Below are 15,338 nucleotides of genomic sequence, written 5' to 3' on the forward strand. Positions count from 1 at the left end.
ACATAGCATGGACAAACAACAGATTTTTGAACAAATTCAGTCTGCACTGGTGCAACTTTTTGAGTTATCAGCAGAAGATATTAAACCTGACTCTAAACTCTTTGAAGAATTAGATTTAGATAGTATTGATGCTGTTGACTTGGTTGTACACCTTCAAAAAAAGATTGGTAAAAAAGTTGATCCCGAAACATTCAAGTCTGTTAGAACAGTACAAGATGTTGTTGAGGCAATTAATAACTTAGTGAATGCAAAAGAATGAAAATAAATAGAGTTAAGTTAATAATAAATATTGTGACAAATATTCTATTTGTCGGTTACCCATTTATTATTTACTTATCTTTATACTACAACTGGGTTAACCTAGCTATTTTTTATTTAGTTGTTTCTTTTGTTTTACGACTAGTCACTTTACCCAATTTATTTTCAAATATACGTTGGATGATGAAACTTATTGCATGTATAGGTCTATTTTTAGCGTTGATGAGTTGGTTTTGTGCTAAATATCAAATACTCCTTTTTTATCCAGTATTAGTTAACTTCGTATTTTTCATCACATTTGGTTACACCTTATACCAACCACAATCTATGGTTGAAAAATTTGCTAGATTAAAACATGCAAATTTATCTGCAGAGGGTGTTTTATATACGCGAAAAGTAACCTTATATTGGTGTTTATTTTTTATTGTTAATGGAGCTATCGCTTTAACTACTTGCCTGATAAATAATATGTACTGGTGGACTCTATATAATGGTTTGATTAGCTATATTTTGATTGGTATATTTATGGGGGTTGAATGGTTAATACGTCAAAAAATACAACATTAATATCGCTATCAAAGCAACTATTACGACCAGAACATGAAATTGTAGCATTTAGGAATAACCAGCCGTTAACAATAGGTGATTTAAAAATACAGGTTTTAAACATAAATAATGTATTAAATAACTATTCTAATATGCGTTGGGCATTATACATGCAAGATAGTTTTAATTTCATTGCAGGATTATTGGCGATTTTCTATTCCGGTAAGCAACCAATATTAATCAATCCTCACCACAAAGAAATGAAACATCACTATGATGGTCTATTAATTGATGATATTAAATTTACTAATCAATATTTCTCAAGCAAACAAATTATCAATATTAATAAAATTGATATAAATAATATAATTACAGAAAAGCAATTAATAGAATCTGGATTTAAACACCAAACATTAACATTGTTTACTTCAGGTTCAACTGGAATGCCAAAACCGATTGAAAAATCAATTTCTCAGCTTGAATCAGAGATTACGCTACTTGAAGCGAGCTGGGGAAAATTTGAAAATAACCTATTTATTGCATCGGTTTCCCATGAACATATGTATGGTTTAACATTTAAGATAATGTTACCTCTTAGCTGTAAAATTCCATTCATTTGTGAACCTATACTTTATCAAGAGCAGCTAACTACTTATAGCCATGAAAAAATTATTTATATTACAACGCCATCAATAATCAAAAATTTGGATGACAATTTGCCAACAATAAATTGTGATAAAATAATCTCATCTGGCGGCAAGCTTGCATATGAAGAAGCACAATTATGTAGAAAAAGCTATGGCGTATTACCTGATGAAATATATGGCTCAAGCGAAACGGGCATTATAGCAACTCGGCAACAAACACAAGCAGACACACCTTGGAAACTGTTTCCATCAATGCATATCGAATGCAAAAAATCAAAGCCGCCTTTGTTATTTTCACTTTTACTAACTCAACCTGAACAATTAAACGATGAAATCAAGGTAGTGGATGAAAGCCATTTTCATTTAAACGGGCGAATAGATAAGATTATAAAAATATCTGAAAACAGAGTATCGCTAGCATTCATTGAAAAACAGCTTAATCAACTTGATGAGGTGGCACAAGCTATTGTTATTCCGCTAGAACAAAATAATCGAACAATACTCGGTGCAGTTATTGAATTATCTTCCTTATACAAACAGTCATTAAAACAGTATAATCATTTCGGATTAACACAATATTTTCGACTTTTATTGAAAGATACATTATCATTAATTGAAACGCCCAAAAAATGGCGATTTATTGATTCTTTACCTAAAAACTCTCAAGGGAAATGTACTTATATTGATTTAAAAAAATTATTTAATACACAACAAAAACAATGAAAAAAAAGTTTGCAAAGGAAAATATAATTAATATTAGCAACACCTCCGCTGATATTGAACTAACAATCTCATCTGATCTTTTTTGGTTTGAAGGTCATTTTAAATCCCAACCCTTATTACCAGGAGTAGTTCAACTTAACTGGGTGCTTCATTACACACAAAAATATATTGATGATTCATTACACTTATTATCTATCGATGTAATCAAATTTCAATGCCCTGTAATTCCCGAAGATCGCCTTACTTTACATTTAAAATGGCATGAAAAGATTAAAAAACTAGAATTCATCTATACCTTCATCACACCAAACAATAGCAATAAAATAGCAAGTACAGGAAAACTTACTTTATGTCATTAATACAATCGTCTTTACTTGCTAACTATTGTTTTGTTATTCCATCTTACAATCACAGCGAAACTTTACCTACGGTTCTAAAAAATATTGAATCTTATAATTTAAAATGCATTTTAATTAATGATGGTAGTTCTAAAGATGCAAAACAAAAGTTAGAACAAGTTTCAGCGTTATATCCATGGGTAACACTATTACACTTACCAACCAATCAGGGCAAAGGCACTGCAGTTATGACAGGCCTTGAATATGCGTTTAATCAAGGTTTCACGCATGCCATACAAATAGATGCTGACGGGCAACATGATAGCCAATTTGTTAAACAATTATTAAAACAGTCACAACTTAACCCTAATGCATTAATATCCGGCAATCCTGTCTATGACAATTCTGTACCTAAACATCGATTAATCGCTAGATATATAACGCATTTTTGGGTATGGATTGAAACTTTATCTTTTTCAATTCAAGATAGTATGTGTGGTTTTCGTATATACCCACTACAGCAAACTGTTGGTCTCACAAAGCGGTGTAAAATAGGTAAAAGAATGGATTTTGATACAGATATAATGGTGAGACTATACTGGCAAGGTACACCATCTATTTTTGTACCGACGCATGTAACTTACCCTAAAGATGGCGTATCACATTTTCACACCTTCAAAGATAATGTTCGAATATCATGGATGCATACTCGTTTATTTTTTGGAATGATTCCGCGCATTCCTTTATTACTTAAAAGAAATAAATATAAAGCTAAAGGTCAAAAACATTGGTCTCAAATACCGGAAAGAAAAGGGCTATTAGGCATCAAATTTATTCTAAAACTTTACCAGATTTTTGGTAGAAAATTTGCTAAATTAGTTATGTTTCCAATTATTACGTATTTTTGGTTAACTGGAAAAACTCAACGCCAAGCATCAAAATCCTATTTAGAAAAAATTAAAAACTATTATGACCAGATCCCTTATGTTGAAAAAAATCAGCTTACCTCATTTCGGCATTTCCAACGATTTGGAGAATCACTACTCGATAAAATAGCAAGTTGGCAAGGTGACATTAAACTCAATCAACTTTATTTTTCTAACAATCAAGAATGCTTAGATATTATTTCTGATAAGCGAGGTATTATTTTAATTTGCTCACATCTTGGTGATATAGAAATGTGTAGAGCACTAGCCGAGTTATCACATAATATAAAAATCAATGCGCTTGTTTTCAAAAAAAATGCTATGCGTTTTCAGCAAGTGTTACAGGAAGTAAATCAAGCATCCGCAATTAATTTGGTCCAAGTAGACACTTTAGGTCCAGATACAGCTATTTTACTCAAAGAAAAACTAGATAATGGCGAATGGGTGGCTATTGTTGGTGATCGAACATCAAGCAATCCACATCAAAGAACATCGGATAACTCAATTAGTTGGGCTAATTTCTTAGGTGATCTTGCTCCTTTTCCGAAAGGTCCTTTTATTTTATCTGCTGCTTTAGGTTTTCCTGTTTATTTAATTTGGGGGCTAAAACCTAATGGATGCTTTCAAGTCTACTTTGAGCATTTTTCAGATAAAATTTTGCTGCCAAGACAAAATCGACAAGATGAACTGAACAGAATAATACAAGAGTATGCAAAAAGATTAGAACATTATTGCCTCATTTCTCCACTAGATTGGTTTAACTTTTACGATTTTTGGAGATTTAGTCCACCAACACCAAATAACCTAAATAAAGATTCAGATAAAAATGAAAAATAATTTTAAACGTACCTCTACTATTGAATATACCACTTCATTTCATGATACCGATGCAATGGGTGTAGTTTGGCATGGCAACTATCTAAAATTTTTTGAAAAAGCTAGAGAAGCTTTATTCCAAAAATTCAATTATGGTTACAAAGAGATGATTGAATCAGGTTACCTTTGGCCTATTGTTGATGCTCGAGTAAAATATATCGCACCAACAATTGCTGAACAGACTTTACAGATTATTGCAACTTTAGAAGAATATGAACATCGTATAAAAATTAATTACACAATAAAAGATAGTTTAACAGGAAAAAAAACAACATCGGGCTATACAATTCAAGTAGCGATATCGGCATCAAACAAAGAAATGAGTTTTGTTACACCTCCAATTTTTTTAGAACGCTTTGGATTATAAAAATGAAGAAATACTTAATTACTATAATTAGCGTAGTAATGATGATGTGCTTTTCCACATCAATCTACGCCATTACACTTGAAGATTTACAACAACAATTTAGTAAACATAAAACCATTCATGCTGATTTTATACAAGAACGTTACATAAATGGTTTATCCGCCCCACTACATTCATCAGGAAAAATGATTATTTCTCAAGATTTAGGATTATGGTGGCAACAACTAACGCCATTTATTATGACGCTAAAAATGAATCAACAGCGAATGGAACAAAGTGTAGACGGACAACAACCTCAAATAATTACAGCAGAAAACCAACCTCAACTGTTCCAGTTTAATCATTTATTGACTGCAATATTTACTGCTGATAAACAATTGCTAGAAAATAATTTTGAGATAATTCTATCAGAACAAAATCAACAATGGACACTTATACTTACGCCTAAAATTGCTCCATTAAATAAAATTTTCAAACAAATAACACTACACGGCAACACATATCTACAAACTATCGCCATAGATGATAAACAAGATGATAAAACTATAATTACATTTAAAAACCACAAAACAACAAAATTAACACAACATGAACAATTGCTATTCAAATAAAATAATAAAACTTAAACATAAAGCAATTTTATGGGGCATTACTGTCATTTGCTTACTGGTTGTTGCATGTCAGCTTATTTCTAACAGTAAATTCAACAGTAGTGTTTTATCCTTACTACCTAAGGAACAAACTAACCATGTTCCAATTGAAATTATTAATGGTTTCCAAGATAGACTCGATAAGCAACTTGTCTGGTTAATTAAACCAGCTAACTCCAATAATTTAGAAGCGGTAAACTGGTGGTATCAACAGTTACAAAAAAATCCCAATTTTATTCAAGTTAATGGGCATTTTGATGAACAATTTCAACAAAATTGGGGACAATTTGCTTACAAATATCGTTATCAGCTAATAGATGTAAATACAACTGAAAGGCTAGAAACACATAAACAATTTGCTTGGGTTCAAAGCCAAATATACTCACCATTTAGTGGTGTTAGTGCAACAGAGCTAAATAAAGATCCATTACTCCTCACCCGTGCCTCACAGTTGAGCCGACTTAGTAATACGGGGAATCTAACCATTCAAAATAATTGGTTAACAGCTAAAGATAAGCAAGGTAATGTATGGTACATGATTTATGCTCAACTGAATGGTTCTTCATTTGATCTAAACCAATCACACAAAATCGTTACCGAGTTGGAAACATTGACTGAACAGTTAAAAACAAATTACCCCGGAACAGAAATATTAAAACGAGGTGTACTCTTCTATAGTGATAATGCAAGTATTGAAGCTAAAAAAGATATTTCGAGAATAGGAAGCCTTTCCATTATTGGTATTATTGTACTAATAATTGCTGTATTTCGTTCTATCACTCCTATTCTTCTTTCATTATTATCAATTTTAATTGGAATTGTTTGTGGATTAGTCGCAGTATTAATGATATTTGGCGAGATTCATGTAATGACATTAGTAATGAGTACAAGCGTTATTGGAATAACCATTGATTATTCATTACATTATTTAACTGAACGATTACTTAATGGTAATAATGAATCGCCGTATGCCAGTTTAAAAAAATTAATATCAACCTTAACTATTGCATTGTGCACCAGTTTTATTGCTTACCTAGTTTTACTAATTGCACCATTTCCAGGATTAAAACAGTTATCTATTTTTGCTGTTTTTGGCTTAATTGGAGCCTTTTTAACTGTTACATGTTGGTATCCTTTTTTAGTAAAAAATTTACCTGTTCGACAAAATATCGGCCATCGCTTCTCCACTTTTTGGCTTAAGCTATGGGAAAATAAAAAAATGCAATGGATAACTTTATCTATTGCTATAGTATTTATTGGTTATGGTTTTAATAATTTAAAGGTTGATGATGATATCAGTAAGTTACAAGTTTTACCTGCCGATCTCCAAAAAGAGGAGCAAGATATAATAAACATAACTCACCAATCCTCAGATCAAAAATGGTTTATCGTATTTGGTGATACAGCAGAACAAACATTACAGCGACTAGAATCTTTTTTACCAAAATTAGAACAAGCAAAACAGCATGGTATTTTTCAACAATATCAAACCATTAATTTACCTTCAATTAAAAAACAGCAATATAATATTACTTTAATAAACAAATTAGCTCCCGAAATTGTGTCTTCACTTCAACAAATTGGTGTGAATGTTAAAATACCGAACATTGAAGATTCAAACGATTTTATTACACCTGAAATGTGGCTGAAAAGCGAAATTAGTCAAGGACAAAATTTGCTATGGTTATCACTACCAAATGGTAAAAGTGCAACATTAATTCCTATTGGAAATGTTAATCAATTAAGCGATATTAGTGCATTATCGCAAGTAGATAATGGCATCCATTGGCTCGATCGCCACACTGAATTTAATACCATGTTTACCAACTATAGAATCCACTTATCTCAGTTAATTGCTAGTGCAGTAATTATCATATGTATCTGCTTTATCTTTTACAATCGCAAATATGGAGTAATTATAGCGCTAAAAAGCACGCTACCGACTTTACTATCAATAGGAGTTGCACTATCTGTGCATGGCATTATTCGCCAACCATTGAATCTATTTTCTATGCTAGCCCTCATTCTTGTCATTGGTATTGGTATCGATTATAGTCTCTTTTTAGGTAATCATAAAAGCCAAACTAATAGTGCATTATTGGCAGTTACAATGGCTGCGCTAACGACATTACTATCCTTTGGACTACTGATAATTAGCAATACGAATGCCATAATGGGTTTTGGAATTGTGTTAACGAGTGGAATTTTCACCGCTTTTATATTTGCCCCATTAGCTATAAAACAGACAAATATTACTTAGAAAATTTATAAAAATTAAAAATAGGAATATAAGATGAAAAAATATTTAGTTTTAACCATGATGATGTTAGTCATTTTTGTTACTAGTTGCGCTAGTAAAACACAATCTCAAGCATGGTTAACTAAAGAAGTTAAAATTAATCTTCCAGTAATAAATACAAAACAAAATTATCATGAGCAGCAGCTGTTAAAATTTAAATATAAAAATCTGGAAAACTCAATTATTACCATAGTTGATATTAGCAACAACCAATTAAAGGTGATTGGTCTTTCTGCTCTAGGTATCAGGCTCTTTGAAATTGATTATGATGGCAAGCTAGTAAAAACAAAACACAATATATTTGTTAAAGAACTACCTGCTCCCGAACAAGTTCTATCTGATATTATGTTGAGTATTTTACCCACTCAAGATTGGCTGACCGTACTACCTGCTGGCTGGCAAATCGTTGATAGCGAGCTACATAGAACATTGCTCAATAACAAACAAGAAACCATAATAGATATAACCTATGCAGAACAACCATCAACGAAGATAAGAAAACCAATTCAAATTGAACATTATATATTTGGTTATAAAATTGCAATTCAAAGTATGGATACAAAATAAATGGTTTATATTACAGCTCTAGGAGCAATCAATAGTTTAGGTAATTCTCTAAATGAAATTAGACAGAATTTAACTAAGCAGTATTGTGCACCACACTGTTTAATTGAAGAAAATAATTGGTTGCTAAACAATAAAAAAACTTGGGTAGGTAAAGTGAAAGCTGATTTACCCAAAATTCCTACACATTTATCACAATATTCAACACGAAATAACCAATTATTATATGGAGCTTACTTACAAATTCAATCCGATATTGATAATGCTATTTTACGTTATGGGGATAAACGAATAGCAATTATTATGGGGACTAGCACCTCAGGCATTCATGAGGGAGATCTCAATTTAAAACATTACTTACAAACGAATATCCATTTACCTACTTTTTCTTATAATCAGCAAGAATTAGGCGATCCATCGTGTTTTTTAACGGCGTTGCTTGGTTTAAAAGGCCCTAGTTACACAATATCAACTGCCTGCACATCTAGTGCTAAAGCAATTATTAGTGGTAAAAGATTAATTGAATCAGGAATCGTTGATGCAGCAATTGTTGGGGGGGCTGATAGCCTGAGCCGAATGCCAATTAATGGATTTAATGCACTTGAATCACTTTCTGCAAATCCATGTATGCCCTTTTCACAAAACCGAAATGGAATAAACATCGGCGAAGCAAGCGCTGTATTTTTGCTTACCAAAGAAGAAACAAGTAATATGGTTATTTTAGGCACTGGGGAATCATCTGATGCTCATCATATTTCATCACCCCATCCAGAAGGATTAGGCGCTCAAAAAGCAATGCAAGCGGCTTTAGATAATGCAAGATTAACGACTAATGACATTGGTTATATCAACCTTCATGGAACAGCAACTATATTGAATGATCTTGCCGAAAGTAAAGCTGTTTATCGCTTATTCAATCAAAATTTACCGCCATGTAGCTCAACTAAACATTTAACTGGCCATACTTTAGGTAGTGCTGCAGCGACAGAATTAGCCATTAGCACATTATTGCTTGATCAAAATATTTATTTACCACAACAGGATTTTTCGGTCTCACCATTTGATGAGAATCTTGATAAAATCAATATTGTTACAAAGCGTATGACATTAAATATTCCAATTATAATGTCAAATTCTTTTGCATTTGGTGGTAACAATGCATCTCTTATTATTGGAAAAATATAATGCAATATTACCCAGCGATTTATTATTTACCTCATGAAGAACCAATGGTAATGGTAGAAAAAGTTCATTTAATTAATGATGAACAATGCATTTGTAGTGTTCAAGTTAATAAAAATGGTATTTTGGCACCTTTTTTAAATGATAATAATGAATTACCCAATTTATATGCCATTGAATTAATGGCTCAAACCATCGGCGTATGGAATGGTTACCATGGTATTATTAATAATAAAAAACCACAATTAGGTATGTTACTAGGTGGAAGATCAATAAAAACATTATTACCAAGCTTTCCTCACTATAGCCATTTAGTTATCCATACAAACTTAGTTCTTTTTGATAGCAAACTAGCTAATTTTGATTGTCAAATAAAGATCGACGAACAATGTGTCGTTTCAGGAAAGCTCAATGTCTATGAGCCTGATCAAACTGAATTAGCTCATTTATTCGGTCAAAATCGATTAGGAGAAGAAAAGAAATGAAACGAACAATTCTGGTAACAGGTGCAAGCAAAGGAATTGGTAAAGCTATTGCCTGTAAACTTTCGCAAGATGGTTTTGCCATTGCTGTTCACTACAATAATGATAAGCAAGGTGCAATTGAAACAAAAAACTATATTGAACAATTTGGAGGCACAGCTCGATTAATACAATTCGATGTAAGTAATCGCATACAGTGTCAACAAAATATTGAAGCTGATATCGAACTTTATGGCGCATATTATGGTGTTGTAAATAATGCTGGTATCATTCGTGATGGAGCTTTTCCTGCTTTAACAGAAGATGATTGGAACAATGTCATTCATACTGATCTTGACAGTTTTTATAATGTTCTGCACCCTTGTATTATGCCAATGATAGGACTTCGTAGCGGTGGGCGAATTATTAGTATAACTTCAGTTTCTGGTTTGGTTGGTAATCGTGGACAAGTTAATTATAGTGCAGCAAAAGCAGGGATAATTGGAGCAAGTAAAGCTCTAGCACTTGAGCTTGCTAAACGCAAGATCACAGTAAATTGTATTGCGCCAGGCTTAATTGATACCGGTATTTTAGATATGGAACCTATTGCATTACAAGAGGCAATGAGAATAATACCATTAAAACGCATGGGACAAGTGGACGAAGTAGCTGGGTTAGCAAGTTATTTGATGTCTGATATAGCGGGATACATAACACGCCAAGTAATTTCAATCAACGGAGGGATGGTATGACTAAAAGGGTTGTCATAACTGGAATGGGTGGCGTTACTGCATTTGGTAATGACTGGATAAGTATACAAGAAAAGTTAAAAAAACTAGAAAACGCAGTGAGATATATGCCCGAGTGGGAAATTTACGATGGATTGCATACAAAATTAGGCGCACCTATTGATAATTTTACTATCCCGGAGCATTATACCCGAAAAAAGATACGCTCCATGGGAAGAGTATCTTTATTATCTACAAAAGCAACAGAAATAGCACTCGAAAAATCAGGTTTACTTGATGACCCAATCATTACAAATGGTAAAACAGGAATTGCATTTGGTTCTTCAACTGGTAGTACCCAACCCGTCGCTTCATTTGCTACAATGCTAAATGAAAAACATACCAATAATATTACTGCTACAACTTATGTACAAATGATGCCGCATACTACTGTTGTCAATACTGGTTTATTCTTTGGATTAAAAGGAAGAGTTATTACAACTTCTAGCGCTTGTACATCAGGTAGCCAAGCTATTGGTTATGCTTATGAAGCGATTAAATATGGTATGCAAACAGCAATGGTAGCTGGTGGTGCAGAAGAGTTATGTCCTTCAGAAGCAGCAGTTTTTGATACCTTATTTGCTACCAGTCAAAAGAATGATAATCCCAAAAGTTCTCCTCGCCCATTTGACAAAGATCGTGACGGTTTAGTGATTGGTGAAGGAGCTGGCGCTTTAATTCTTGAAGAATACGAGCATGCAAAAGCGCGAGGAGCAAAAATATATGGTGAAATAGTCGGTTTTATGACAAATTGTGATGCAAGCCATATTACTCAACCACGTAAAGAAACGATGAAACTATGTATCGAGCAAGCATTAAAAAAAGCTAATTTATCACCAGCTGATATTGGTTACATCAGTGCTCATGGTACAGCTACCGAGCGTGGTGATATTGCTGAAAGTAATGCAACTTCTGAAATATTTGGTAATCAAACACCTATCTCATCGTTAAAAAGTTATTTCGGCCATACTCTTGGAGCATGTGGGGCATTAGAAGCTTGGTTAACACTAGAAATGATGCACTCAGGTTGGTTCAATCCAACAATTAACCTAAATAATATTGATCCAGCATGTGGTGACCTTGACTATATAATGGGAACTGGTCGAAATTTAGATATTGAGTATTTTCAAACCAACAATTTTGCATTTGGTGGGATAAATACTTCAATTATAATCAAACGATTTTAATCTAACCTACACCACAACGATAAATGGGAGCTAATTATAATTATCAGTATAATTAGCTCCAACAAATCAATTAAAAATTGACTTTAATCACAAAAAGGGCTATTACAGCCCGTTTTCTTGTCTAAAAAACAATCTTTCTACACTTTTCATCACGTTCTTCGAAATTCTTTCCGATAGCTTTTGCCTACGTTGATAACAAACTGAGATAATTTTATGTGTTTGTAAGTGAGATAAAATAAAGTCATCACTTGTACTGATTTCGTCAACTAAGCCTTTATTTTTAGCTTGTGTTGCAAACCAGTGTTCGCCTGTTGCAACTTGTTCAATATCGACATTTGGGCGATACTCTTTAACAAAGTCTTTAAATAAAAGATGAGTTTCTTCTAATTCTTGTTTGAATTTTTGACGTCCTTCTTCGGTATTTTCACCAAACATTGTCAATGTACGCTTATACGCACCTGCCGTTTGTAATTCAATGTCTACATCATGTTTTTTGAGCAAGCGGTTAAAATTAGGAATCTGCGCAACCACACCAATTGAACCCACAATTGCAAATGGTGCTGCCACAATTTTGTTAGCGGTACAAGCCATCATATATCCCCCACTTGCCGCAACTTTATCAACCACTACAGTGAAAGGTATATCACGCTGTCTAAACCGTAATAATTGCGATGCAGCAAGACCATAACCGTGAACCACGCCACCTGGGCTTTCAAGCTTAATGACAACTTTATCTTCAGGCTTAATAACAGCTAATACAGCAGTGATTTCTTGGCGTAATTCCTCAACTTCGTGTGCATCCATGCTGCCATTGAAAGATAATACAAATAATTTAGGTTTAACTTGTTGGTTTGTATTACTTTCTACTTGTTTCGCTACATTATCTGAATCTGACGAAGTTTGTTCGACAGATTTTTCTTGATTTTTAGCTTGTTTCTTTTTTTGTTTAGCTGCTAATTTCGCTTGCTTTCTCTCATTTTTTTTCTGTTTTTTAAGATCTTTCATAAACAGCTTAGCTTCTAACTCGTCCATACTTGACATTAACATGTCGTCTTTAACTTGTTCATATTCTTGGCTAATATCTTTAACCGATAACCGCCCTGCCACCGTTGCTGACTTGCGGCGTTGGCTTAATATAAAAACAAGTACAGCTAAAATTGCTATAACAACTGTTGCTGTTTCAGCTAAAAAAAGTGAATACTCAGAAAACCAATTCATTTAATTATTATCCTTTAATGAAATATATGTTGATTGAATAGATTAAGTAATTATAACAAGATAATTACGAATTGTGCCGAAAAACGATAAAGATAAAATTGTCGCTTTATTCGGCAAATCAAATTATTTATACTGATAACCCAAATTACTGTTAGATGAGAATTAATATGCCATTACATCCAATTACCGAAATAGCTAAACAATGCAACATTCCAGAAGAATTTGTCCTGCCTTACGGCAAGCATGTGGCAAAAGTTGATCTATCCATTCTTAAAACCAAGCCAAACAAACCTAACGGTAAATTAGTATTAGTTACTGCTATCACGCCGACGCCACTTGGTGAGGGTAAAACAGTTAATACTATCGGGCTAAGTGAGGGCTTAAATTATATTGGTAAGTCCGCAATCGCTTGTATCCGTCAACCAAGTTTAGGTCCTGTATTTGGTGTTAAAGGTGGCGCTGCTGGCGGTGGTAAAGCCGAAGTTTTGCCTATGGAAACATTAAATCTACACTTAACAGGTGACATTCACGCCATTACTGCCGCACATGATTTAGCTTCGGCCGCTTTAGATTCAAGGCTTTATCATGAAGAACGTTTAGGTGATGAATTTACTGCACAAACAGGTTTACCGCGTCTAAACATTGATGTAAATCGCATTGTGTGGAAGCGAGTGATAGATCATAACGATCGTGCACTTCGCAAAATAACTGTCGGTGTTGGCGGTGGCGTTAATGGTATTACACGCCAAGATGGATTTGAAATTACCGCAGCGTCAGAACTCATGGCAATTTTAGCCTTAGCATCAGATTTACAAGATATGCGTACGCGCATTGGACGCATTATTTTAGCTTATAGTATCCAAGGCGAGGCGATCACCGCAGAACAACTTGAAGTTGCTGGCGCCATGACTGTGTTACTTAAAAATGCGATTAATCCAAACCTAATGCAAACTGTTGAAAATACACCGGTACTTATTCATGCTGGGCCTTTTGCTAATATTGCTCATGGTAACTCATCTGTCATTGCCGATCGCATTGCTTTACAACTTGCTGATTATGTCGTGACTGAAGCGGGCTTTGGTTCGGATATGGGTATGGAAAAATTCTTTAATATCAAATATCGCCAAGCTGGCATTAAAGCTTCATGTGTAGTGCTTGTTGCAACAGTTCGTAGTTTAAAATCTAACAGTGGTAAATATAATATTAAACCTGGGCAAGCAATTCCAAAAGAAATTTCTGAGTCAAACGTTGAATTACTTAAAATTGGTGCTGCCAATTTAGCATGGCATATCAACAATGCTAAAAGCTATGGATTACAAGTAATTGTCGCTATTAATCGCTTTCCACACGACAGTGAAGAAGAATTAGCGTTTTTACAAAAATATGCGATTGAACATGGTGCATTTGCCTGTGAAGTTAGTGAAGTTTTCACTCAAGGCGGTAAAGGCGCTGAAAAATTAGCAAAACATGTTATTAAGGCATGTGATATGCCAAGTGAAATTAAATTGCCTTATCCTGATAATATGCCACTCGCAGATAAGATTCAAACCATGGTAAAAAAATATGGTGCTAACAAGGCTAATTTATCAGCCACCGCACTGGAAAATATCAAAGAGATCGAAGAATTAAAACTGGATCATTTGCCACTTTGTATTGCTAAAACGCCAATGTCAATTAGTGCTGATGCAAATTTGAAAAATGTTCCTACCGATTTTGATGTCGATATCAGTCATTTAGCAATATCTGCCGGTGCTGGTTTTATTCGTGTTTATGCTGGTAATGTGATGACCATGCCAGGGCTAGGTACTAATCCTGCTTATAGACAAATCGATATTGACAAAGATGGTAATATTGTAGGTTTAAGTTAATGCAAGAAGTAATTATGCAAACCCAAGAACAATATAAAGCATTTATTGACGAAGAAAACTGTATTGGCTGTGGCAAATGTATTCGTGTTTGCCCAACCGATGCTATAGTGGGCAGTAAGCAAGTATTACACACTATTTTGCCACAGTTATGTACCTCGTGTAGTAATTGTATTAATACCTGTCCAACAGACTGTATTACATTAAGTACCTTAGGCACTGTATTAAGTGAATCAGAAGAGTTAGCGCTAACTGAGAAAAAGCAACAGCGATTAAATCACAACCAATTGGTGCCGCCAACAATTTTGTTTCCTCGGACAACACCGATGGCAAACAAAACTAGCACATCGATCGACCGAAAACAGTCTATCGCCGATGCCATTGCTAGAGTAAAAGCCAAAAAAAACCTCGCTAAATAGCGAGGTTTTCATATTACGATAGAA

General features: G+C 33.8%; 16 protein-coding genes. 15 read left to right on the top strand and 1 reads right to left on the bottom strand.

Annotated elements, in window-relative coordinates; translation table 11 throughout:
• The first annotated feature begins 7 nt into the window (after window positions 1–7).
• The 13 genes from A9G44_RS08165 to A9G44_RS08225 are packed head-to-tail and all read left to right on the top strand — an operon-like array spanning window position 8 to window position 11,812.
• The gene (locus tag A9G44_RS08165) at window positions 8–259 is read left to right on the top strand and encodes an acyl carrier protein (protein ID WP_065610321.1); all 252 of its coding nucleotides are present in this window, start codon (window positions 8–10) and stop codon (window positions 257–259) included.
• On the top strand, window positions 256–825 hold the full coding sequence (locus tag A9G44_RS08170; protein WP_065610323.1) for a hypothetical protein: 570 nt from the start codon (window positions 256–258) through the stop codon (window positions 823–825). Before A9G44_RS08165 ends, A9G44_RS08170 begins: the two co-directional genes overlap by 4 nt.
• On the top strand, window positions 795–2,174 hold the full coding sequence (locus tag A9G44_RS08175; RefSeq protein WP_065610325.1) for an AMP-binding protein: 1,380 nt from the start codon (window positions 795–797) through the stop codon (window positions 2,172–2,174). The genes A9G44_RS08170 and A9G44_RS08175 overlap by 31 nt, the downstream gene beginning before the upstream one ends.
• Window positions 2,171–2,533, top strand: coding sequence for an ApeI family dehydratase (locus A9G44_RS08180; protein ID WP_065574790.1), 363 nt, complete (start codon window positions 2,171–2,173; stop codon window positions 2,531–2,533). Before A9G44_RS08175 ends, A9G44_RS08180 begins: the two co-directional genes overlap by 4 nt.
• Window positions 2,524–4,275, top strand: coding sequence for a glycosyltransferase family 2 protein (locus A9G44_RS08185; protein WP_065610327.1), 1,752 nt, complete (start codon window positions 2,524–2,526; stop codon window positions 4,273–4,275). Before A9G44_RS08180 ends, A9G44_RS08185 begins: the two co-directional genes overlap by 10 nt.
• Window positions 4,265–4,681: an acyl-CoA thioesterase gene (locus A9G44_RS08190; protein ID WP_065610329.1), complete on the top strand. Its 417-nt coding sequence runs from the start codon at window positions 4,265–4,267 to the stop codon at window positions 4,679–4,681. The genes A9G44_RS08185 and A9G44_RS08190 overlap by 11 nt, the downstream gene beginning before the upstream one ends.
• A 2-nt stretch (window positions 4,682–4,683) precedes the next feature.
• Window positions 4,684–5,292 carry an outer membrane lipoprotein carrier protein LolA gene (locus tag A9G44_RS08195; protein ID WP_065574793.1) on the top strand — a complete coding sequence of 203 codons (609 nt, stop codon included), beginning with the start codon at window positions 4,684–4,686 and terminating at the stop codon, window positions 5,290–5,292.
• Window positions 5,270–7,591, top strand: coding sequence for an MMPL family transporter (locus tag A9G44_RS08200; protein WP_065610332.1), 2,322 nt, complete (start codon window positions 5,270–5,272; stop codon window positions 7,589–7,591). Before A9G44_RS08195 ends, A9G44_RS08200 begins: the two co-directional genes overlap by 23 nt.
• Window positions 7,592–7,624: 33 nt before the next feature.
• Entirely contained in the window at window positions 7,625–8,197 is a 573-nt protein-coding gene (locus A9G44_RS08205; RefSeq protein ID WP_065610334.1) for a DUF3261 domain-containing protein, read from the top strand.
• Window positions 8,198–9,379, top strand: coding sequence for a beta-ketoacyl-[acyl-carrier-protein] synthase family protein (locus A9G44_RS08210; protein WP_065610336.1), 1,182 nt, complete (start codon window positions 8,198–8,200; stop codon window positions 9,377–9,379).
• Complete coding sequence (locus A9G44_RS08215) at window positions 9,379–9,861, top strand: ApeP family dehydratase (protein ID WP_065610338.1); 483 nt, start codon at window positions 9,379–9,381, stop codon at window positions 9,859–9,861. The genes A9G44_RS08210 and A9G44_RS08215 overlap by 1 nt, the downstream gene beginning before the upstream one ends.
• Window positions 9,858–10,589, top strand: coding sequence for a 3-ketoacyl-ACP reductase FabG2 (locus A9G44_RS08220; protein ID WP_065574798.1), 732 nt, complete (start codon window positions 9,858–9,860; stop codon window positions 10,587–10,589). Before A9G44_RS08215 ends, A9G44_RS08220 begins: the two co-directional genes overlap by 4 nt.
• Window positions 10,586–11,812: a beta-ketoacyl-ACP synthase gene (locus tag A9G44_RS08225; protein ID WP_065610340.1), complete on the top strand. Its 1,227-nt coding sequence runs from the start codon at window positions 10,586–10,588 to the stop codon at window positions 11,810–11,812. The genes A9G44_RS08220 and A9G44_RS08225 overlap by 4 nt, the downstream gene beginning before the upstream one ends.
• Window positions 11,813–11,914: 102 nt before the next feature.
• On the opposite strand, the gene sohB is transcribed toward A9G44_RS08225, so the two are convergent.
• Window positions 11,915–13,030 carry a protease SohB gene (sohB, locus tag A9G44_RS08230; RefSeq protein WP_065610342.1) on the bottom strand — a complete coding sequence of 372 codons (1,116 nt, stop codon included), beginning with the start codon at window positions 13,028–13,030 and terminating at the stop codon, window positions 11,915–11,917.
• 167 nt (window positions 13,031–13,197) lie between these two features.
• Here sohB and A9G44_RS08235 point away from each other — a divergent pair, with 167 nt between their 5' ends.
• Window positions 13,198–14,898, top strand: coding sequence for a formate--tetrahydrofolate ligase (locus A9G44_RS08235; RefSeq protein ID WP_218837568.1), 1,701 nt, complete (start codon window positions 13,198–13,200; stop codon window positions 14,896–14,898).
• Window positions 14,898–15,314, top strand: a complete 417-nt coding sequence (locus A9G44_RS08240) for an RnfABCDGE type electron transport complex subunit B (RefSeq protein WP_051634234.1) — start codon at window positions 14,898–14,900, stop codon at window positions 15,312–15,314. Before A9G44_RS08235 ends, A9G44_RS08240 begins: the two co-directional genes overlap by 1 nt.
• Window positions 15,315–15,338: the final 24 nt, after the last annotated feature.

Source organism: Gilliamella sp. Occ4-3 (assembly GCF_001690675.1).
Taxonomy (GTDB): Bacteria; Pseudomonadota; Gammaproteobacteria; order Enterobacterales; family Orbaceae; genus Gilliamella; species Gilliamella bombi.

Coding starts and splice junctions, on each gene's coding strand:
- A9G44_RS08165 (WP_065610321.1), top strand. CDS start 8: ATGGACAAACAACAGATTTTTGAACAAATTCAGTCTGCACTGGTGCAA.
- A9G44_RS08170 (WP_065610323.1), top strand. CDS start 256: ATGAAAATAAATAGAGTTAAGTTAATAATAAATATTGTGACAAATATT.
- A9G44_RS08175 (WP_065610325.1), top strand. CDS start 795: ATGGTTAATACGTCAAAAAATACAACATTAATATCGCTATCAAAGCAA.
- A9G44_RS08180 (WP_065574790.1), top strand. CDS start 2,171: ATGAAAAAAAAGTTTGCAAAGGAAAATATAATTAATATTAGCAACACC.
- A9G44_RS08185 (WP_065610327.1), top strand. CDS start 2,524: ATGTCATTAATACAATCGTCTTTACTTGCTAACTATTGTTTTGTTATT.
- A9G44_RS08190 (WP_065610329.1), top strand. CDS start 4,265: ATGAAAAATAATTTTAAACGTACCTCTACTATTGAATATACCACTTCA.
- A9G44_RS08195 (WP_065574793.1), top strand. CDS start 4,684: ATGAAGAAATACTTAATTACTATAATTAGCGTAGTAATGATGATGTGC.
- A9G44_RS08200 (WP_065610332.1), top strand. CDS start 5,270: ATGAACAATTGCTATTCAAATAAAATAATAAAACTTAAACATAAAGCA.
- A9G44_RS08205 (WP_065610334.1), top strand. CDS start 7,625: ATGAAAAAATATTTAGTTTTAACCATGATGATGTTAGTCATTTTTGTT.
- A9G44_RS08210 (WP_065610336.1), top strand. CDS start 8,198: ATGGTTTATATTACAGCTCTAGGAGCAATCAATAGTTTAGGTAATTCT.
- A9G44_RS08215 (WP_065610338.1), top strand. CDS start 9,379: ATGCAATATTACCCAGCGATTTATTATTTACCTCATGAAGAACCAATG.
- A9G44_RS08220 (WP_065574798.1), top strand. CDS start 9,858: ATGAAACGAACAATTCTGGTAACAGGTGCAAGCAAAGGAATTGGTAAA.
- A9G44_RS08225 (WP_065610340.1), top strand. CDS start 10,586: ATGACTAAAAGGGTTGTCATAACTGGAATGGGTGGCGTTACTGCATTT.
- sohB (WP_065610342.1), bottom strand. CDS start 13,030: ATGAATTGGTTTTCTGAGTATTCACTTTTTTTAGCTGAAACAGCAACA.
- A9G44_RS08235 (WP_218837568.1), top strand. CDS start 13,198: ATGCCATTACATCCAATTACCGAAATAGCTAAACAATGCAACATTCCA.
- A9G44_RS08240 (WP_051634234.1), top strand. CDS start 14,898: ATGCAAGAAGTAATTATGCAAACCCAAGAACAATATAAAGCATTTATT.